Raw genomic sequence first — 19,021 nt, forward strand, 5'->3', positions numbered from 1 at the left:
TTTCTCGTCGGCTTCGTCGAGCATGTCGGCGATCGTCGCGGGCGCCTCGAACACGGAATAGAGGTCGAGGCCGGGCGCGTATTGCGTCACCGTCTTGCCGTCATAGACATAGGTCCGCGTCTGCCGGTCGGAGCGCAATTCGAGCCTCAGCCGGTCCGGTGGGCGCACATAATAGGTGCTGACGCCGGCGGTCTGGATCTTCTGGCCGTCCTCGGTGACCTCGTCGACCGTGAAGTCGGCGGTCAGTTGGAACTGCGACAAGGTTCGGAGATAGGCCGCCATGCGATCGAGCGCTTCGATCGCCTCGGGCTGAACCGCAACGTCGGCGTCGTCTTCCGAGGGCATCGTGTCGTCCTGCGCCCAGGCCGCGCCCGACATGACGATCGGCGCCAACAGCATGCCGACCAGCAATCTGTTCGTTCGTGTCATGATCTTCGCCTTCCAGTTGTCCGGTTGCGATGGCGGCTTCGGCGCATCTGCCTAGGGAACCGGTGCTTTTCCGGGTCGGCGCGCCCGTATCACGACGGGCGCGCCAATCTGCTCAGCGTATGAAGCGAAAGGTCTCGTCTTCAGTTCGCAGGACCGGACGATAGCTTGTTGAATGCCTCCGATAGCTTGAACTCGTCACTCGGCTGCGATGGAGGATAGTCCTTCAGCGACTCGATGAATTCTCCAATCACCTTGGCAGCGGCACTCGTCATGAATCCCCGCTGTTCCTGCCATTCACCATAGCCTCTTGTCTTTTGCATCCGCTCGAATGGATCCAGTTTCAGATTGGTAATGATCGGCGTCGACAGGGCGAGCTGTGGCGCCTGGAACCAGTCTTCCTGGTCGACAAACATGAATTTCCAGTCGCCATATCGCACTGCATGGAAAGTTGTTTCGGTGAAGTAGAAGAACTCCTTGCGCACTGACTTTCCATTCTTCAGGACAATTTCGCTCTGGTCGTAACCGTCCAGATGATTCTTGAAAGTCTTGTCGCCGACGCTCTTGCCTTTCAAGAGATCCGATTTCAGGTTCTTGTCGCCGACGGCCATCGACAAGAGCGTTGGCATCCAGTCCTCCATCGCCATGAATTCGCCGGTGCTCACGTTTTCTGGAATGTGATTCTTCCATTTGATGATCACCGGAACCCTGAATGCCCCCTCCCAGCCGCCGGCTCCTTTCTCTCCGTGGAATGGCTGGTTTCCACCGTCCGGCCATGAGTTGGTCGCCGCACCGTTGTCCGTCGCGAACATGATGAAGGTGTTGTCGGCAACGCCCAGTTCTTCCAAGTACTTGGTGAGTTCCCCGACGTTGTGGTCCATTTCGGCCATCCCATCGGCATATACTCCGTATCCGGTCTTGTCCTTCCATTCCGCGGACTGATGCGTCGGGTAATGCATCCGGATGAAGTTGTGCCAGACGAAGAATGGCTTGCCGGCGTCGACCGCCTCCTTCATGAATCGCTTGGATTCCTTGACGACGTCTTCATCCAGGTGCCTTTGAACTTCCGTTCCCCAAGGGCCCAGATCCTCTACTGTTTGCCCTCCCTTGCCATCCGACTTTGAGTGGATGATTCCGCGAACGGTGAATCCCCATTTCTCCGCCTCTTCCTTGGAAGGGTAGTCGTATTGCTCGACGTACTGGGCGGCGTTCAAGTGGTACAGAATTCCGTAGAATTCGTCGAACCCGTGCATGGTCGGCAGGTATTCGTCACGGTCACCAAAATGGTTCTTGCCGAATTGGCCCGTGGCGTAGCCATAAGGCTTCAGTAACTCCGCAATGGTCGGGTCTGAAGCCTGGATTCCCTGCTTGGCGCCCGGGATCCCGACCGTCAGCAGGCCCGTCCTCATCGGCTGCTGTCCAAGCAGGAATGAAGCCCTTCCGGCCGTGCAGGACGCCTGAGCGTAATGGTCCATGAACATCATCCCTTCCTTGGCGAGGGAGTCGATGTTCGGCGTCGTTCCTCCCATCATTCCTCGATGATAGGCACTGATGTTCCACATGCCGACGTCGTCGCCCCAGATCACGAGGATGTTAGGACGGTTCTGTTCCTGCGCCTGGGCCTGTGTCACGAGCGCAGGCAGGGCGCCGACCTGTCCGAGCGCCTGGGCAGCGCCGACCAGCGCTGCCAGCGCGACGGCGCGGGTAACTTTGCCGGATAAACCGCATAACAAGTCCATTGTGAATCTCCTCTACCTGGTTTTTCCCCCAGAACGGGAATGTAGCGAATCAATACGACCAGGCAAAGATGATCAGGGACGACCCATATGACAGAAAGTCGGGGCCGGCCGGTCAAACGGTCGCCCGCCTGTCGCGCAGCGCCGGCGGTTTCGTCGAACGCTGCGCACGCACGCGCGCACCGGCAAATCACGACGGGTGGACGGGCAAGATCGGACAAAAAAAGCCCCGGCGGCCAAGAGCCGGCGGGGCGCGTTGAAGCAGTGTCGGCTGGCGCGGTCAGGCGATGTGCAGCTTGCGCCTGATGGCTTTCATCATCATCGAGCGGACGACCGCGCGAACTCGGTCGCGGCCCTTGATCCGCTCGGCGACGAATGGCCCGTGCCTGAGATAGGCGGAGCGGAACCAGGCCGGCGCATCCTCGAGCAGCCATGCGCGGAAGATCAACCAGCGAAAATCCTGCTCGCCGAAGGCCGCGCGGGCGACCCAGCAGGTGCCCGGCGCGGTGGGATCGGTATAGTCAACGCTGCTTGGCAAGGGCGCAGCAGTGACAGCCGCTAGTTTCGGGCCCTTCACGAAGGTCGGCTTGGTGTAGCCGTGCCGCCCTGTGGCGAGGGCCGGTGATTTGGTCTGCATGCACTACTCCTATGTTGATGGTCAGGGGATCAAAGCAGGTTCGCTCACGAGGAGTCTAGCAATCCGGATACATGTAGCGGTCGGCCTCGCTGACATCCGGCGGGCAGCCTTTTGGAGCCGAATGCGTCCAGTGGACGACCTTGGTGCCGGCCTTGTTGAAGCTGCACTGGAAGGTCCGCCCGTCCGTCGTCGAACCGTTCACAGGATGCGTCCCGTCCGTGCGGGTACCCTCATATTTCAGGTCGGCGATGTCGCTGGTCGACAGGTGCAGGTGATGGGCGGCATAGGTGTTGCACATCGACATCATCTGGGCTTCGTCGGCCGCGTATGCGGGCGCTGTCGTGCCTGCGGACGCGACGCAGGCGGCCACGACCGCGACGGCAATTCTTGACTTGAACATCTTGCTCTCCTCGATTTGCCGCCGACGCTTGCCGTGCGGCCTGTTCTGCGCCTAGCGAATTGATATGTCGACCGTGTATGCCACGCTCCTGCCGGCGTCGCGGTCGTTGCCCATGAGGTACACGCGAAGCTTGTAGTCGCCGGCTTCGGGCAGCTTGACCTTGGCAGTCAGGTCGACAGCCATCGATCCGACGAAGATGGCAACGTCATTGCTCCCGGGGGGAAGGACGTTGAAATAGACCGAGCCGTCGCCGTTGGTCTCCGTTATCTGGAGCGAAGCCGACATCGTCTGGCCGGCATTGGCGCCGAGCACGTAGTCGAAATAGGCGTGCCCGGTGATGGACCCGCTGACGGTGGTTCCGTCGCTGCCCGCGGGGAAGTGGACCGTGGCGCTCTCCTGCGCCAGAGCCGGATGTGCGACGGCTGCCGCCAGAACAGCCGTCAGGCCGATCTGTCTGCAAGAACTGAGAAGCGCCATGGCTCGGTCGTCAGCAGTCGCCCGAGGGAAGCATGGTGACCGACGAATAGCGTCCGTTCGACGTCACGATCTGGGCGCAGGCGCCTGTCGAACGGTTGAACCACCATGTGGTCAGGCCCTGGGTCCGGACCGCCTCATAGCCGAGGTTCTGGATGCCCATCTCGGCCTGGCCGGCGCGGGCGCCCTGGAACTGCGAAAGGTCGCTGGCGCTTCCGACCGCCGGCGCCGAAGTGCTCCCACCGCCGTCATCCGAAACGCAGCCTGCCAGCATGGCAAGCAACAGCAAAGCGCCCGTCGACTTCTTCATACCCGTCTCCTTCGATTGCGGCCATGCACCCCGTCCAGGCGAGCCGTCGCGCCGACGATAACAAGCGACCCGGCGCATGTCATATGAAAGCTCCTCAAGGACATGGTCGCGGATTCATGAATTGAGGCGGCCATTCGCGTCGATCGCGGCCGACATTTCGAGATGATTTCGTTCGACTGCCTGCCTGACTATTGCCGGTGCGGCGGCCAGGACTTCGCAGGATTGCGCAGCGGAACAATGGAGGCGCCGGCGGTACAGTTCGCAAACAAAAAGGACCGGGCGTCATCTGACGCCCGGTCCGAAAGGAAGTCGGTCCCGCGCACCGTCGGCAAGGCGCCTATTGCTGCGCCTTGTCCATGAACTCCTGGACGACGTTGGACATGTCGAACGACGCGCCGCCCTGCACCGGCGGATATTCGGCCAGCGTCTGCAGATGCTGCTGCATGAGCACGCCCATCGGCTGCATCAGCCAGGAGACCTTCTGCATCAGGTGGCCGTAGGCGTCGGGGCTGCTGTAGCTCTCGAAGGGGTCCATCCTGATGTTGAAGACGAGCGGAGCCGTCCGGGGCACAAGGTTGTCGTAGTAGTCCTCCTTGGTCGAGAAATGGAACTTCCACGGTCCCATCCTCGCGGCGGTCAGCTTGCTCTCGTAGTAGTGGAAGATGTGCGTTCGCCCGGATTCCTCCGACTCGCCCTTCCAGTAGGCGAGGTTGTTAATCCCGTCGATATATTGCTTCTTCTCTTCCATGACCTTGGCGTTGACGTCGTCCACGCCGGCAGCCGCGGCCAGAGTCGTGAACATGTCCTGGTGCGCCTGGATGCCGGTCAGCGTCTTGCCCTTCGGAAGCATCGCCGGCCAACGCACCATGGAGAGCACGCGCACGCCGCCTTCATAGGTCGTCATCTTCTCGCCGCGGAACGGCGTGGTGCCGCCATGCGGCCAACTCAGATGCTCGGGTCCGTTGTCGGTCGAGTACCAGATGACGGTATTGTCGGCGAGGCCCTGGGCATCCAGCCAATCGAGCACCAGGCCGACATCATGGTCGTGCTGCAGCATGCCGGACCCATAGAAGTCCGCCTCCGAGGTGTACTCCTCGGCGGCATAGCGCCACTTCTCGTTGAGCCGGGTGTACAGGTGCATGCGGCTGGTGTTCAGCCAGACGAAGAACGGCTCGTTGGCCTCCTTGGCTGCCCCCATGAAGTCGATCGCCTTCGGAATGACTTCGCCCTCGTCGAAGTTCTTCATCCGCTCCTGCGTCAGCGGACCGGTGTCCTCGATGGTCTGCTTGCCGACGCGGCCGAAGCGGGGATCCTCGGTCGGGTCGTCGGTCTCGGTCGCCTTGCAATGCAGCACGCCACGGGTGCCGAAACGCTTCTCGTAGTCCTCGAGGCTGCCCGAGAACTCTTCGCCGAAGCGCTGGTAGTCGCGCTGCTCGGCCTCTTCCTGCGTGTTCAGGTGATAGAGGTTGCCGTAGAACTCATCGAAGCCATGCACGGTCGGCAGGTGTTCGTTGCGGTCGCCGAGATGGTTCTTGCCGAACTGGCCGGTGCGGTAGCCCGCAGCTTTCATCACCTCCGCAAGGCATGGCGAGGCCGCCTGGAGCCCTAGCGCCGCGCCCGGCTGGCCGACCGTGGTCATGCCGGAACGGATCGGATACTGGCCCGTGATGAAGGCTGCGCGACCGGCGGTGCAGCTCGGCTGCGCATAGTGGTCGGTGAAGCGGAGCCCCTCGTTGCCCACCCGGTCGATGTTCGGCGTGGTGTAGCCCATCGTCCCCATGCCGTATGCGGAAACGTTCTGCCACCCGATGTCGTCGCCCCAGATCACCAGGATGTTGGGACGCTTCCCGTCGCCCGATGCCTGCGCCTTGGCCTGATGCGTGGCCGAAAGCGTCGGCAGCGCCGTGGCCGCGGCCAAGAGGCTCGAGGTCAGAAGCAGGTTCCGACGCGTCAGGCCGGTCGATGATGCAGTCTCAACGCCACACTTTGAATCTACGTCGCTACTATTGGACATGCTGGCATCCTCCGATCATTACTCGGCCATGTTAGGCCGACTGCAGAGTTTGGCAAGGCTGCAAAGTGCATTTCTGGTAATAGTACTTAGCCGGTTTGGAATGACGACTGTCGAGGCCGCTGCGTGATCGCACCGCTTACATGCCACTGCGGCGGTGTGTGGGCGGGCAGGGCTGTCGCCGCCGGAAGCGCGCCCGATAACCTCTTTGTGCTTTGCGTGGAGCGCCTTGTCCGTGCTGACTGGCCTGGCTGGGCAGCCGAGAGGATTGAGATGTTGCGAATTCCACGGACGATGATTGCGATGATTTTCGCCGCCGGCGCCGCAAGCGTGCTGGCTGGCTGCCAGACCACATCCGACGCCGGCTCCTACAAGCCCGCCAACTGCGCCATGGTCGGCTCGAGGTGCTCGCACGGCTAAGGGCTTGGTGAGGAACACCAGTCGCAACTCAACCAGCAACCGATGTCTCTGTCGGCCGTCAGCCCGACCGCGGCCGTAGCGATTTCAAAGCATGCGCCCAGGCGGTTCCGTCCGCCATTTCCTCAAGCGACCATTGGCGCCACGCCATGTCGTGGCACCATTTCGTGCGGTCCGGCCTGGCGAGCGGTTCGGCAACGTCGTGCGAAGCCATCGGGTAGGCCGGCGATCCAATGTCGTGGATGACAGTCGGTATTCCTGCGAGGATGGCCTCGACGGCCGTCGTCGAATTGAAGGTGACGACCCGGTCGGCATTCGCGAAATCCTCTTCCAGCGTGCCGAATGAGAGTTCGGCTCCCCTGGGGCATGGCGTCGTAGAGAGAGGGTGAGGACGATAGCGGACGCGGTGGCCGAGGGCGACGAGCTTGTCGGTCGTCTGCTGGGCCCACGCGACGATGTTGGTTCCCCGCAGCGAAGCGTCCTGAGGAACCTGCCCGATCAGGAGGGCGTAGTCTCCACCGTCGCCCCGCCAAGGCCTGAGATGGTGGGCGAACAGGCGATCCCAGCGCTCACCCCCATCGCTCGCCGGCGCGCACAGGCCGCGTCCGTTGAAGCCGTCGACAGTCAGACTGCACCATTCGAAGCGCGGTTGGATGAAGCCGCGCTCCATGACCAGGACGTGGCGGTCCGAGGCAAGGATGTCCTGCAGGATGAGGGGGTGCTTCCAGGACCAGACGACCACGATGTCGGCCGTGCTCCGCTTCAGTTTTCGGCCGACGCGAGTCTTCGCGCCATGCTTGCGCATACCCGCCCGCAGGCTGTTGCTCCAATCGAAGCGGTAGGTGAATTTCGGCCTGACGCGATTGATCCAGGACAGGGGCGAGTACGGCCAGTGCCTTGGGTAGGTGTGAAAGGAAATATACACTATGAATTCTTACTCTTACTTGCAGTGCTTACATCAAGTGGATAGGAGAACTGTCGGAAATCGCCCGCGTAGATTCGCCGGATCAGGGACGCCGATCTGTCGTTGATGAGGCTTTGCCACGGGGTTTCGGCGGCGGTTCGGTTCCTTCGTTCGAGCGGTTGCAGCCTGACGCCGCTTGCCTTCTCGATGCCCTCGACGATCTTCGGCCAGTCGGCTTGGAGCGCTTCCACCCGGAAGACCCTGAGGTTCGGTAGTTGTAGGGGGTGCGAGAGCAGTCGCGCCTGCGGCATGACATGGTCGTTGAGCGCGGCTGTCGGCCAAAGTCGGATCATCCGAAGGAAGCGCTCGAAACTGTCCGACTTTCGAATCCCCATCGACTTCAGCGCGTTGAACGGCAGCTCGCGCGAGACGACCTTGTCCAGATAGGCTGACGCGGCCCGGGAGTAGGGGTTGCGGACAACTGTGAAGACGAACCAGTCCGGCGTGAGAAGGTGCCGGCAGTTCAGGAACTGCTGCTTGTCGAAGCCGTCGAACTGCTGGACGTGCCCGATCATCTCTGGTTTCTCGCCTATCAGCCTCAGGAGTTCTGCGCGAATCGAGGAATTCGCGGCCTTCGGGATGGGGACGTAGGCGATCCGGTGCTGCGGAAAAAGCAGAGTCCAAGTATCGAATTTCGGTTGGCCAAATGCCGCAATCTGGCGCCTGTAGGCCCGGCCGATACGCTTTGCATCGCTGAAGCGGAAGTCTTGCAACATTCAGACTCGACCCGGTTCCATCCCTTCACATCCTGCCACTGAGGCATGCCCGTCACTAACCAATGACCGCGACTCGTTCCACCCCGATCGAGCTGTTTCGGAGCCTTTTCCGATGCGGCGTTTCACCGCCGCTTCGGCTTGCGCGATCGGCTATCGCCTGCCCGGGAACGGGAAAGAACGGCCGTGTGCCGATGGAAGGCAGGCAGTGCTACCTGATCTCCTCCAGAATGTGGTCGTAGAGCATACGCGCGGCGGGCGACAATCCGCGGTTGCGCGCCGTGATGATGCTGTAGGGCTGGACGTCTATGTCGAAGGACGTCGGCAGGATCTCGATGCCTCCGCCGAGCCCGTCGCTGGCGTTGATGAACTTCGCCATGTCGAGCGCGACCGGCGCGATGGCATCCGACTGCGCGACCATCACCAGGGTAAGCAGCAGGGACGTGGTGTTGAGGATGCGTTCGGGCAGCGGCACGTTGCGGCTCATGAAGATCGTCTCGATGGTGCGCCGGAGCAGCGAGCCGCCGGGCTGGAACACCCAGTCGTAGTCGGTCAGGCTTTCGAGTTCGACGGTTCGCCCGTCGGCCAGGGGGTGGCCGCGCCTGACGATCAGGCATGCCTTCTCGATGCCGATCACGCGAGCGTCGAACAGCCTCGGATTGAGGTCGTCGGGGATGCGCGCGATGATGAAGTCGTGCCGCGAGGCGAGCAGTTCCCTGGCCAGGACGCCGCTGGTGTCGATCTGCATGCTGATCTCGATGCGCGGAAAGCTGGCGCGGATGCGCCGGATTGCGGGAACGGCAAGGCCGATCGCCGGCGCCGTCACGGCGCCCATGAACACCGCGCCGCCCTTGCCGGACTTCAAGTCGGCGATCTCGCGGTCGGTCTCGCGCAGTTCGAGCAGCAGCGTCCTGGCGCGGCGCGCGAGCGTCGCGCCATAGGGCGTCAGTTCCACGCCGCGCGGCAGCCGCCGGCAGAGCGGCACGCCGAGCATGTCCTCCATCTCGGCGATCATGCGCGAGGCGCCCGGCTGCGAAATGTTGAGCATCTGCGCGGCCGCGCTGACCTGCCCGCTGTCATCGAGCGCGACGATCATGCGCATGTGGCTGACTTTCAGCGCGCTGCGGACAAGACCGTCCGCGTCGTCGACGATCGGTTCGGGATTTGAGCTGTAGCCGCGTTTGTCCATTGGGTTCCCCTTCTGCGTCCGCCTTTGGCCGCACCCGAATTGATATACCAAAATCTTATGCCGCGCGTTTGAATTCGCATTTGACAGTTATATCGGTTGTCGCCAGTTTCCGCCTTACCGACGTGTTCGGGGGCCTTCGACCAGACTTCGGACCGGTTGCAGGTCGTCGTTCAGGCGGCGTGGGAGGACCACCCAGAGAATGAATTGGCTCGCTGGAGCCGGCACCGTTGCGGGCGGCGCACTGCGCTCCCGCGCGCAGTCATCACCAAGGGAGAGACATCGTGAAAATCATCAAGGCATTGGTCGGCGCGCTCGCGCTTGGCCTGGCGACGGTCAGCTACAGCGCATACGCGCAGGACAAGGGCACTGTCGGCATCGCAATGCCCACCAAGTCTTCGCTGCGCTGGATCAGCGACGGCAACGAACTGAAGGCGGCGCTCGAGGCCAAGGGCTATGCCGTCGACCTCCAGTATGCCGAGGACGACATCCCCAACCAACTCGCGCAGATCGAGAACATGGTCACCAAGGGTTCCAAGGCCCTGGTCATCGCCTCGATCGACGGCACCACGCTGTCGGCCGTGCTGCAGCAGGCCGCCGACCAGGGCATCAAGGTCGTTGCCTATGACCGACTGATCCGCGACAGCGCCAACGTCGACTATTACACCACCTTCGACAACTTCAAGGTCGGCGTGCTGCAGGCGGAATCCCTGGTGGCCGGCCTCAAGGAGCGCTTCCCGGACGTGAAGCCGTGGAACGTCGAACTGTTCGGCGGCTCGCCCGACGACAACAACGCCTTCTTCTTCTACGATGGCGCGATGTCGGTCCTGCAGCCGATGATCGACAGCGGCGACATCGTCATCAAGTCCGGCCAGATGGGCATGGAGAAGGTCGGCACGCTGCGCTGGGACGGCGCCGTGGCGCAGGCCCGCATGGACAACATCCTGTCGGCCAACTACTCCGACGGTTCGGTGGTGCATGGCGTGCTCGCCCCGTATGACGGCCTGTCGCGCGGCATCATCTCGTCGCTTCGCGGCGTCGGCTACGGCTCGGCCGACCAGCCGTGGCCGATCGTGACCGGCCAGGACGCCGAGACCCCCTCGGTCAAGGGCATCATCGCCGGCGAGCAGTATTCGACCGTATTCAAGGACACGCGCGAACTGGCCAAGGTGACGGCGAACCTCGTCGATGCGGCGCTCTCCGGCGGCACGCCCGAGATCAACGACACCAAGACCTACAACAACGGCGTCAAGGTCGTGCCGTCCTACCTGCTGACCCCGTATTCCGTCGACAAGGCGAACTACGAGGAACTCGTGGTCAAGTCCGGCTACATCAAGGCCGAAGACCTCCAGTAGGCGAGGCACAGTCCGGCCGGAACGGTTTCCGCGGCGCTGCGGCGCCGCGGAATTCCCTGCGCCGCCACGGCGTTTTGTCCCGGCCGACGAATGCCTTATCCTGCGCCAGAGTCCAAGGCAGGCACTTCGACATGACCGAAACCATTCTCGAGATGCGCGGCATCACCAAGACGTTTCCCGGCGTCAAGGCGCTGCAGGACGTCAACCTGACGGTGAGGGCGGGCGAGATCCACGCCGTGGTCGGCGAGAACGGCGCCGGCAAGTCCACCCTGATGAAGGTGCTGTCGGGCGTCTATCCGTACGGGACCTACGAAGGCTCCATCCATTTCCTCGGCAAGGAATGCCGCTTCTCGGGCATCCACGATTCCGAGCGAGAAGGGATCGTCATCATCCACCAGGAACTCGCGCTGGTTCCGCTGCTGTCGATCGCCGAGAACATCTTTCTCGGCAACGAGCAGGCCAGGTTCGGCGTGATCGACTGGAATCTTGCCCGCCGCCGCGCGGGCGAACTCCTGCGCAAGGTCGGCCTCGCCGAGGATCCCGACACGCTCATCACCAATATCGGCGTCGGAAAGCAGCAGCTGGTCGAGATCGCCAAGGCGCTCGCCAAGGAGGTGAAGCTGCTGATCCTCGACGAGCCGACCGCGTCCCTCTCCGAGAAGGACAGCGATGCGCTGCTCAATCTTCTCGTCGAATTCCGCGAGCACGGCATCGCGTGCATCCTGATCTCGCACAAGCTGAACGAGGTCGGCAAGGTCGCGGACCGCATCACGGTCTTGCGCGACGGGCGCACCATCGAGACGATGGAGAAGGAACAGATCAGCGAGGACCGTATCATCACGTCGATGGTGGGCCGGCCGCTGGACGACCGTTTCCCGCCGCGCCAACCAAAGATCGGCGATGTCATCTTCGAGGTGCGGAACTGGCTCGTCCACGATCCGGTCCATCCCGACCGCGTCGCCATCAGGAACGTCAATCTCAACGTGCGGCGCGGCGAGGTGGTCGGTATCGCCGGGTTGATGGGCTCGGGGCGTACGGAGTTCGCCATGAGCGTGTTCGGCCGCGCCTGGGGAACCGGTGTTTCCGGCGAGGTGCTGCTGCACGGAAAGCCGGTCGACGTCTCGACCGTCGGCCGCGCGGTCGACCGCGGCGTCGCCTATGCGACCGAGGACCGCAAGACCTACGGCCTCAACCTCATCGACCACATCAAGCACAACATCAGCGCGGCCAACCTGAAGGGCGTGTCGACCGCGGGCGTGATCGACGACATCAGGGAACTGAACGTCGCAAACGACTACCGCAAGCAGACCAACATCCGCTCGTCGAGCGTCTACCAGGTGACCGGCAACCTGTCCGGCGGCAACCAGCAGAAGGTGGTGCTGTCCAAGTGGCTGTTCGCCGATCCCGAGGTGCTGATCCTCGACGAGCCGACGCGCGGCATCGACGTCGGCGCCAAATACGAGATCTACACCATCATCAACAGGTTGGCAGAGCAGGGCAAGGCGATCCTGATGATCTCGTCGGAAATGCCGGAACTGCTTGGCGTGTGCGACCGCATCTACGTCATGAACGAAGGCAGGATCGTCGGCGAGATGCCGGCGAGCGAGGCGAGCCAGGAGAAGATCATGCGCATGATCGTGCGCGGCGACGCCAGGGAAGAGGAAGAGCAGAAGGTGAGGGCGGCATCATGAGCACGGAAACCGCGGTAACCGCGCCGACTCCGGCGCGCGACAGCGCACAGTCGGCGATCAAGCAGAACCTTCGCGAATACGGTCTGGTGCTCGCCCTGATCGCGATCATGATCTTCTTCCAGTGGCAGACGGGCGGTGTCCTGTTCAAGCCGGTGAACCTGACGAACCTCGTCCTGCAGAACTCCTACATCATCATCATGGCGCTCGGCATGCTGCTGGTCATCGTCGGCGGCCATATCGACCTGTCGGTCGGGTCGGTGTCGGGTTTCGTCGGCGCGGTGGCCGCCGTCCTTATGGTGCAGTACAAGTTCGACCCGGTGCTGACGACGCTGATCTGCCTCGTCGTCGGCGGACTGATCGGAGCGAGCCAGGGCTACTGGATCGCCTACATGAAGATCCCGTCCTTCATCGTCACGCTGGCCGGCATGCTGGTGTTCAAGGGGCTGGCGCTCTGGCTTCTGGGGGGCATGTCGGTCGGGCCGTTCCCGCGCGAATTCCAGTTGCTCTCTGCAGGCTTCATCCCCGACTTCTTCGGCCCGTGGACCGTCTTCGGTACGCCGTTGCACGCCACCACGCTGGTGATCGGCCTGGTCATCGTGGCCGCAATGCTGTGGTTTGCCCTGCGCAGTCGGCGGGCCCGCGAGAGCCACGGCTATTCCGCGGAACCATTCAGCCTCTTCGTGATCAAGAATGCCGTCATCTCGGCAATGGTCCTGTTCCTGATCTACATGATGGCGTCCTACAAGGGACTGCCCAACGTGCTGATCGTGATGGGTGTCCTGATCGCGCTGTTCGTCTTCGTGACCAAGCGCATGACGATCGGCCGCCGGATCTACGCCATGGGCGGCAACGTCAAGGCGGCGGCACTGTCCGGCATCAAGACCGAGCGCCTGACCTTCTTCGTGTTCGTCAACATGGGCGTCTTGGCGGCGCTGGCCGGCCTGATCTTCGCGGCGCGGCTCAACACCGCGACGCCGAAGGCGGGCCTCGGCTTCGAGCTCGACGTGATCGCCGCGGTCTTCATCGGCGGCGCGTCGATGGCCGGCGGCGTCGGCCAGGTGGCGGGCGCCGTCATCGGCGCCTTCATCATGGGGGTGATGAACAACGGCATGTCGATCATGGGCGTCAACATCGACTGGCAGCAGGTGATCAAGGGTCTCGTGCTGCTCGGTGCGGTGGTGTTCGACGTCTACAACAAGAACAAGGCTTAGGGAGCGGTTCGCGAACAAGCAGAAACGAGGCGGCACCCGCCTCTATCCGCATCCCGGGAACCGGGGCGGACAGAGGCGGCGCCGGCCCGCGGGGGCGGTCGCGCGGCGCGCAAGGAGGTAGTCCGAAATGCTGATCTCTCAGATCGTCGATGGATCGGACATGATCCAGGTCGTGGCGCGCACGAACGGTTCGACGCGCATCGTGAACGGCGCCAAGAGCGTCTATGCGCTGGCGCTGGAGGCCGCCCGCAGCGGCGTCGGCCTTGCTGCCCTGATCGAGCGCAAGGGCTTCGGCAAGACCGTCGACCTCGACGCCGCCTACCGCCAAGGCCGGCTGATCGCGCCGATCAATCATCCCGACGCCGCGCATCTGCACCTGACCGGCACCGGCCTCACGCATCTCGGCTCCGCGTCGACGCGCGATTCCATGCACAAGAAGCTGGCCGCCGACGGCAAGGAGACGCTCACCGATTCCATGAAGATGTTCCGCATGGGGCTTGAGGCGGGCAAGCCGAAGGCGGGCGAGATGGGCGTACAGCCCGAATGGTTTTACAAGGGCAACGGCACCATGGCGGTCGCGCCCGGCGCGCCGCTTCTGTCGCCGGCGTTCGCCGCGGATGGCGGCGAGGAGCCCGAGATCGCGGGCATCTACGTGATCGGCGACGATGGCACGCCGTTCCGCGTCGGCTTCGCGCTGTCCAACGAGTTCTCCGACCATGTCACCGAGCGGGTCAACTACCTCTACCTTGCGCATTCCAAGCTCAGGAACGCCTCCTACGGTCCCGAGATCCTGGTCGGCGACCTGCCCGAGGATATTCGCGGCACGTCGAAGATCCTGCGCGGCGGCAAGGCGTTGTGGGAAAAGCCCTTCCTGTCCGGCGAGGCGAACATGTCGCACACCATCGCCAACCTCGAGCACCACCACTTCAAGTACACGGTGTTCCGCCAGCCAGGCGACGTGCACATCCACATGTTCGGCACGGCGACGCTGTCCTTCGCCGACGGCATCATGCCCGAGGCCGGTGACGTCTTCGAGATATCGGCGCCCGATTTCGGGCTTCCGCTGCGCAATCCGCTGAAGATCGAGAAGGCGCAGGCGGTAACGGTCAGGGCGCTTTAGCCGGCAAGCGCGCGCAAGCGACCACATGCCACGCAGTCGTTACTGGAGCCCGGCGTCCCGGCCCCCTATAAGCTCCCGGCGATCAACGCAGAGGCATGTGGAATGGCGCTGGATGTCGGTTATGTGAGCGCGCTCGGGGCAGGCGCCTTGTCGTTCCTGTCGCCCTGCGTCCTCCCCCTGGTCCCGCCCTACCTCTGCTACATGGCCGGCGTCTCGGTCGACGATTTCCGCGCCGAGGCCGCCTCGACCGCGCGATCCGGTGCACGCGCGGCGCTGCTTTTCTCGTCGCTCGCCTTCGTGCTCGGCTTCTCCACGGTGTTCGTGGCGCTCGGCGCGGGCGCGTCTACCATCGGCCGCCTGCTCAGGGTCTGGCAGGAGCCGCTCGCGATGGCCGCTGGTGTGCTGATCATCCTGATGGGGCTGAACTTCCTCGGCGTGATCCGCATCCCGCTGTTGTCGCGCGAAGCGCGCTTCCAGTCGCAGGGCAAGCCCGCCAGCGCGATTGCCGCCTATGTCATGGGCCTCGCCTTCGCCTTCGGCTGGACGCCGTGCATCGGCCCGGTGCTGGGGCCGATCCTGACGCTGGCCGGCGGGCGCGAGACGGTGGGCGAGGGGGCTGGGCTGCTCGCCGCCTATTCGCTCGGGCTCGGCATTCCCTTCCTGGTCGCGGCGCTGTTCTCCGGCGCCTTCATGCGGTTCCTGCAGCGCTTCCGGGTGCATCTGGGACGTGTCGAAAAGGTCATCGGCGGCCTGCTGGTCGTTGCCGGGCTGCTGTTCCTGACCGGCGGCATCCAGACCGCCTCCTACTGGCTGCTGGAGACGTTCCCGGCACTAGGACGGCTGGGATAGGCTGGCGCCCAGTTCGTCAAACCGCGCGCCTCACCCGATTTTAACCCCATTGGCGGAGCATCGCAGCGGTATATGCTCGCCGACCACGATTCCCGCCGCACGGTGCCATCCATGACTGAGAGAAGCTGCCTGTCGATCATCCTCGCCGCCGGCGAGGGCACCCGCATGAAGAGCGCCAGACCCAAGGTCCTGCACGAAATCGCCGGACTGGCGATGGTCGCGCATGTGGCGGCCGCCGCGAAGGCCGCGGGCGGCGGCGATGTCGCTCTTGTTGTCGGGCACGGCGGCGACGAGGTGCGCAAGGCGGCCGCCCGGCTCGATCCCGCGCCCGAAATATTCGTGCAGGAGGAGCGGCTCGGCACCGCCCACGCGGTGCTCGCCGCGCGCGCGGCCATCGCGCGCGGCCATGACGACATCCTCGTCATGTTTGGCGACACGCCGCTCATCGAGGCCGACGTTCTGCTCTATGCGCGAAGAAAGCTTGCCGGAGGAGCCGCGGTGGTCGTCGTCGGCTTCCGCCCGCAAAACCCCGCCGGCTACGGGCGGCTGATCGAGAAAGACGGCAGGCTGGTGGCGATCCGCGAACACAAGGATGCGTCGGAGGCCGAGCGGAAGATCGGCTTCTGCAACGGCGGCCTGATGGCGATCGGTGGCAGCCATGCGCTGGCGCTGCTGGACGCGGTCGGCAACGCCAACGCCAACCAGGAATTCTACTTGACCGACATCGTCGAAATCGCCGCCGCGCGGGGCCTCGACGTCGTCGCCGTCGAAGCAAGCGCCGAAAGCGTGCTCGGCATCAACAACCGCGCTGAACTGGCCGAGGCCGAGGGCATCTGGCAGCGTCGCCGCCGCCGCGAGGCGATGCTGGCCGGCGTCACTCTGATCGCGCCCGAGACCGTGCATTTTTCGCACGATACGCAGATCGGGCAGGACACACTGGTGGAGCCGAACGTCTGGTTCGGCCCCGGCGTACGCATTGCCGCCGGGGCGACCATCCACGCGTTCTCGCACATCGAGGGCGCGACCATCGCGACCGGCTCGCAGGTCGGTCCCTTCGCCCGGCTGCGTCCCGGCGCGGACCTGCACGAGAAGGCCAAGGTCGGCAATTTCTGCGAAGTGAAGAAGGCGACCGTCGAGAAGGGCGCAAAGGTCAACCATCTTACCTACATCGGCGATGCGCGGGTGGGGGAAGGAGCCAACATCGGCGCCGGAACCGTCACCTGCAACTATGACGGCTATTCGAAGTTCCACACTGACATCGGGGCCGGTGCATTCGTCGGCTCGAACTCGTCGCTGGTCGCGCCGGTTTCACTCGGCGACGGCGCCTATGTCGCTTCGGGCAGCGTCATCACCGAAGACGTCGAGGCCGACGCGCTTGCCTTCGGCCGCGCCCGTCAGAAGCAGATTCCCGGCAAGGCCCGGGAACTGCGCGAGCGGTTCGCCGCAGCCGCCGCCGCGAAGAAGAAGGCGGGCTGATCCGGCCTGCCGTCCGGCCTACGCGAAGTTTCCGGTTTCAGGTAACGCCATCTCAACGCGGCCATGCGATGCGGTCGTCCTGAAATGGAACGAAATGCAAATTGAATTCCGCCGCGTCAGGCCTCTCCGTAAATAGCCGCTGAGAGTCCAAGGCAGGAATCGGGGCAAGCGCAATGTGTGGTATCGTTGGAATCGTCGGCAGTCAGCCGGTCGCCCCGCTGATCGTCGATGCGCTCAAGCGCCTCGAGTATCGCGGCTATGATTCCGCCGGCGTCGCCACCATCGAGAAGGGCGAGCTTGCCCGCCGCAGGGCGGAAGGCAAGCTGGTCAACCTCGAGCGCCTGGTCGGCGCCGAGCCGCTCGCCGGCACCATCGGCATCGGCCACACGCGCTGGGCGACGCACGGCGTGCCCAACGAGACCAACGCCCATCCGCACTTCTCCAACGGCGTGGCCATCGTCCACAACGGCATCATCGAGAATTTCGCCGAGCTGCGCGACGAACTGCGCGCCGACGGCTACGAATTCGCCTCGCAGACCGACACGGAGGTGGTTGCGCACCTCGTGGCGCGCGAGCTGGCGCATGGCGCCAAGCCCGTCGAAGCCGCGCACAACGCGCTGAAACGCCTGCAGGGCGCCTTCGCGCTCGCCATCATGTTCAAGGGCGATGATGACCTGATCGTTGGTGCCCGCAACGGGCCGCCGCTTGCCGTCGGCCACGGCGAAGGCGAAATGTTCCTCGGCTCGGACGCCATTGCGCTCGCGCCGTTCACCAACGCGATTACCTATCTGGAGGACGGCGACTGGGCGGTCGTGCGCCGCTCCGGGATAGCGATCTTCGACATGAACGGCGACGCCGTCGAGCGCAAGCGCCAGCAGTCGCTCGGCACGTCGTTCATGGTCGACAAGGGCAATCACCGGCATTTCATGGAGAAGGAGATCCATGAGCAGCCGGAAGTGATCGGCCACACGCTGGCGCACTATCTCGACTTCACGAGCAGCCGGGCCAAGCCGCTCGACCTGCCGTTCGACTTCGCCAAGCTCGACCGCATCGCGATCTCGGCCTGCGGCACGGCCTACCTCGCCGGCCTGATCGGCAAATACTGGTTCGAGCGCTATGCGCGGCTGCCGGTCGACATCGATATCGCCTCGGAGTTCCGCTACCGCGAGATGCCGATCCTGAAGGGCAGCGCGGCGTTCTTCGTTTCGCAATCCGGCGAGACAGCCGACACGCTGGCGTCGCTGCGCTACTGCCGTCAGGCCGGCGTGCCGATCGGCGCGATCGTCAACGTCCGCGAGTCGACCATCGCTCGCGAATCCGACGTCATCCTGCCGACGCTTGCGGGACCGGAAATCGGGGTCGCCTCCACCAAGGCCTTCACCTGCCAGCTTTCAGTCCTGGCCGCGCTTGCCGTGCGCGCCGCAGCAGCGCGCGGCGCTGTCTCCGCCGACGACGAGAAGGCGATGGTGCGCAGCCTGTCGGAAGCGCCGCGCTACGCCACCCAGGTGCTCAAGCTCGAAAGCCAGATCGAGAAGGTCGCGCGTGAGCTGTCACACTACCGGCATGTCCTCTATCTCGGCCGCGACACCAACTATCCGCTCGCCATGGAAGGCGCGTTGAAGCTGAAGGAAATCAGCTACATACACGCGGAAGGTTATGCGGCGGGCGAGCTCAAGCACGGACCGATCGCGCTGATCGACGAGAAGATGCCGGTCATCGTCATCGCCCCGCACGACCGCATCTTCGAAAAGACCGTGTCGAACATGCAGGAGGTTGCGGCGCGCGGCGGCAAGATCATCCTGATCACCGACCAGAAGGGCGCGGCCAGCGCCAGCGTCGACACGCTCGAGACGATCGTGCTGCCCGACGTGCCGGAGTTCATCGCGCCGATCGTCTACGCCCTGCCGATCCAGCTTCTCGCCTACTACACGGCGGTCTTCATGGGCACCGACGTCGACCAGCCGCGCAACCTCGCGAAGTCGGTAACGGTCGAGTAGTCCCATTTTCCCTGTTTAAATGCCATCGCCGCTTCATTATCTTCGGCG

Annotated in this window: 18 protein-coding genes; 8 read left to right on the top strand and 10 right to left on the bottom strand. The window is 63.8% G+C overall.

The features are described 5' to 3' along the window. From ABUE31_RS17800 to ABUE31_RS17830, 7 genes are all read right to left on the bottom strand, one after another. Positions 1-429, bottom strand: a 429-nt coding sequence (locus ABUE31_RS17800; RefSeq protein ID WP_367725047.1) for a DUF2092 domain-containing protein, incomplete at its 3' end; no start/stop codon positions are given. 140 nt (positions 430-569) lie between these two features. Next, positions 570-2,165: an arylsulfatase gene (locus tag ABUE31_RS17805; RefSeq protein ID WP_367725050.1), complete on the bottom strand. Its 1,596-nt coding sequence runs from the start codon at positions 2,163-2,165 to the stop codon at positions 570-572. Positions 2,166-2,442: 277 nt separating this feature from the next. Then, complete coding sequence (locus ABUE31_RS17810) at positions 2,443-2,799, bottom strand: hypothetical protein (RefSeq protein ID WP_367725051.1); 357 nt, start codon at positions 2,797-2,799, stop codon at positions 2,443-2,445. 55 nt (positions 2,800-2,854) lie between these two features. Further along, on the bottom strand, positions 2,855-3,199 hold the full coding sequence (locus tag ABUE31_RS17815; protein WP_367725052.1) for a hypothetical protein: 345 nt from the start codon (positions 3,197-3,199) through the stop codon (positions 2,855-2,857). Positions 3,200-3,250: 51 nt separating this feature from the next. After that, a complete protein-coding gene (locus tag ABUE31_RS17820) occupies positions 3,251-3,676 on the bottom strand; it encodes a hypothetical protein (RefSeq protein WP_367725053.1) in 426 nt (141 codons plus the stop codon). A 10-nt stretch (positions 3,677-3,686) separates the two neighbouring features. After that, the gene (locus ABUE31_RS17825) at positions 3,687-3,983 is read right to left on the bottom strand and encodes a hypothetical protein (protein WP_367725054.1); all 297 of its coding nucleotides are present in this window, start codon (positions 3,981-3,983) and stop codon (positions 3,687-3,689) included. Positions 3,984-4,320: 337 nt separating this feature from the next. Further along, positions 4,321-5,901: an arylsulfatase gene (locus ABUE31_RS17830; protein ID WP_367725055.1), complete on the bottom strand. Its 1,581-nt coding sequence runs from the start codon at positions 5,899-5,901 to the stop codon at positions 4,321-4,323. 387 nt (positions 5,902-6,288) lie between these two features. Between ABUE31_RS17830 and ABUE31_RS17835 the strand changes: the two genes are divergently transcribed. Then, entirely contained in the window at positions 6,289-6,414 is a 126-nt protein-coding gene (locus ABUE31_RS17835) for a hypothetical protein (protein ID WP_367725056.1), read from the top strand. Between the two features lie 58 nt (positions 6,415-6,472). Here the strand turns inward: ABUE31_RS17835 and ABUE31_RS17840 are convergent, their stop codons facing one another. The 3 genes from ABUE31_RS17840 to ABUE31_RS17850 all read right to left on the bottom strand — a co-directional run bounded on the left by ABUE31_RS17840 (position 6,473) and on the right by ABUE31_RS17850 (position 9,277). Beyond that, entirely contained in the window at positions 6,473-7,336 is an 864-nt protein-coding gene (locus tag ABUE31_RS17840; protein ID WP_367725057.1) for a hypothetical protein, read from the bottom strand. Next, complete coding sequence (locus ABUE31_RS17845; RefSeq protein WP_367725058.1) at positions 7,336-8,091, bottom strand: sulfotransferase family 2 domain-containing protein; 756 nt, start codon at positions 8,089-8,091, stop codon at positions 7,336-7,338. The genes ABUE31_RS17840 and ABUE31_RS17845 overlap by 1 nt, the downstream gene beginning before the upstream one ends. 208 nt (positions 8,092-8,299) lie before the next feature. Beyond that, positions 8,300-9,277: a LysR family transcriptional regulator gene (locus ABUE31_RS17850; RefSeq protein WP_367725059.1), complete on the bottom strand. Its 978-nt coding sequence runs from the start codon at positions 9,275-9,277 to the stop codon at positions 8,300-8,302. A gap of 281 nt (positions 9,278-9,558) precedes the next feature. Between ABUE31_RS17850 and chvE the strand changes: the two genes are divergently transcribed. From chvE to glmS, 7 genes are all read left to right on the top strand, one after another. After that, positions 9,559-10,629 carry a multiple monosaccharide ABC transporter substrate-binding protein gene (gene chvE / locus ABUE31_RS17855; protein ID WP_367725060.1) on the top strand — a complete coding sequence of 357 codons (1,071 nt, stop codon included), beginning with the start codon at positions 9,559-9,561 and terminating at the stop codon, positions 10,627-10,629. Between the two features lie 131 nt (positions 10,630-10,760). Further along, complete coding sequence (gene mmsA, locus ABUE31_RS17860) at positions 10,761-12,320, top strand: multiple monosaccharide ABC transporter ATP-binding protein (protein WP_367725061.1); 1,560 nt, start codon at positions 10,761-10,763, stop codon at positions 12,318-12,320. Next, positions 12,317-13,531 (top strand): multiple monosaccharide ABC transporter permease, encoded by a 1,215-nt coding sequence (gene mmsB, locus ABUE31_RS17865; protein WP_367725062.1) that lies wholly within the window; start codon positions 12,317-12,319, stop codon positions 13,529-13,531. The genes mmsA and mmsB overlap by 4 nt, the downstream gene beginning before the upstream one ends. A 127-nt stretch (positions 13,532-13,658) precedes the next feature. Beyond that, positions 13,659-14,651: an AraD1 family protein gene (gene araD1, locus ABUE31_RS17870; RefSeq protein WP_367725063.1), complete on the top strand. Its 993-nt coding sequence runs from the start codon at positions 13,659-13,661 to the stop codon at positions 14,649-14,651. 102 nt (positions 14,652-14,753) lie between these two features. Next, complete coding sequence (locus ABUE31_RS17875) at positions 14,754-15,500, top strand: cytochrome c biogenesis CcdA family protein (protein WP_367725064.1); 747 nt, start codon at positions 14,754-14,756, stop codon at positions 15,498-15,500. Positions 15,501-15,611: 111 nt separating this feature from the next. After that, positions 15,612-16,976: a bifunctional UDP-N-acetylglucosamine diphosphorylase/glucosamine-1-phosphate N-acetyltransferase GlmU gene (gene glmU / locus ABUE31_RS17880; protein ID WP_367725065.1), complete on the top strand. Its 1,365-nt coding sequence runs from the start codon at positions 15,612-15,614 to the stop codon at positions 16,974-16,976. A 173-nt stretch (positions 16,977-17,149) separates the two neighbouring features. Continuing rightward, a complete protein-coding gene (gene glmS / locus ABUE31_RS17885; RefSeq protein WP_367725066.1) occupies positions 17,150-18,973 on the top strand; it encodes a glutamine--fructose-6-phosphate transaminase (isomerizing) in 1,824 nt (607 codons plus the stop codon). Positions 18,974-19,021: the final 48 nt, after the last annotated feature.

The organism is Mesorhizobium marinum (assembly GCF_040813675.1).
Lineage (GTDB): Bacteria > Pseudomonadota > Alphaproteobacteria > Rhizobiales > Rhizobiaceae > Mesorhizobium_K > Mesorhizobium_K marinum.

Excerpts from the sequence above, each read along its gene's own strand:
- glmS (WP_367725066.1), top strand. The coding sequence starts at position 17,150 with ATGTGTGGTATCGTTGGAATCGTCGGCAGTCAGCCGGTCGCCCCGCTG.
- mmsB (WP_367725062.1), top strand. The coding sequence starts at position 12,317 with ATGAGCACGGAAACCGCGGTAACCGCGCCGACTCCGGCGCGCGACAGC.
- ABUE31_RS17805 (WP_367725050.1), bottom strand. The coding sequence starts at position 2,165 with ATGGACTTGTTATGCGGTTTATCCGGCAAAGTTACCCGCGCCGTCGCG.
- ABUE31_RS17825 (WP_367725054.1), bottom strand. The coding sequence starts at position 3,983 with ATGAAGAAGTCGACGGGCGCTTTGCTGTTGCTTGCCATGCTGGCAGGC.
- ABUE31_RS17820 (WP_367725053.1), bottom strand. The coding sequence starts at position 3,676 with ATGGCGCTTCTCAGTTCTTGCAGACAGATCGGCCTGACGGCTGTTCTG.
- ABUE31_RS17815 (WP_367725052.1), bottom strand. The coding sequence starts at position 3,199 with ATGTTCAAGTCAAGAATTGCCGTCGCGGTCGTGGCCGCCTGCGTCGCG.
- araD1 (WP_367725063.1), top strand. The coding sequence starts at position 13,659 with ATGCTGATCTCTCAGATCGTCGATGGATCGGACATGATCCAGGTCGTG.
- mmsA (WP_367725061.1), top strand. The coding sequence starts at position 10,761 with ATGACCGAAACCATTCTCGAGATGCGCGGCATCACCAAGACGTTTCCC.
- ABUE31_RS17875 (WP_367725064.1), top strand. The coding sequence starts at position 14,754 with ATGGCGCTGGATGTCGGTTATGTGAGCGCGCTCGGGGCAGGCGCCTTG.
- ABUE31_RS17810 (WP_367725051.1), bottom strand. The coding sequence starts at position 2,799 with ATGCAGACCAAATCACCGGCCCTCGCCACAGGGCGGCACGGCTACACC.
- ABUE31_RS17850 (WP_367725059.1), bottom strand. The coding sequence starts at position 9,277 with ATGGACAAACGCGGCTACAGCTCAAATCCCGAACCGATCGTCGACGAC.
- ABUE31_RS17835 (WP_367725056.1), top strand. The coding sequence starts at position 6,289 with ATGATTGCGATGATTTTCGCCGCCGGCGCCGCAAGCGTGCTGGCTGGC.
- glmU (WP_367725065.1), top strand. The coding sequence starts at position 15,612 with ATGACTGAGAGAAGCTGCCTGTCGATCATCCTCGCCGCCGGCGAGGGC.
- ABUE31_RS17845 (WP_367725058.1), bottom strand. The coding sequence starts at position 8,091 with ATGTTGCAAGACTTCCGCTTCAGCGATGCAAAGCGTATCGGCCGGGCC.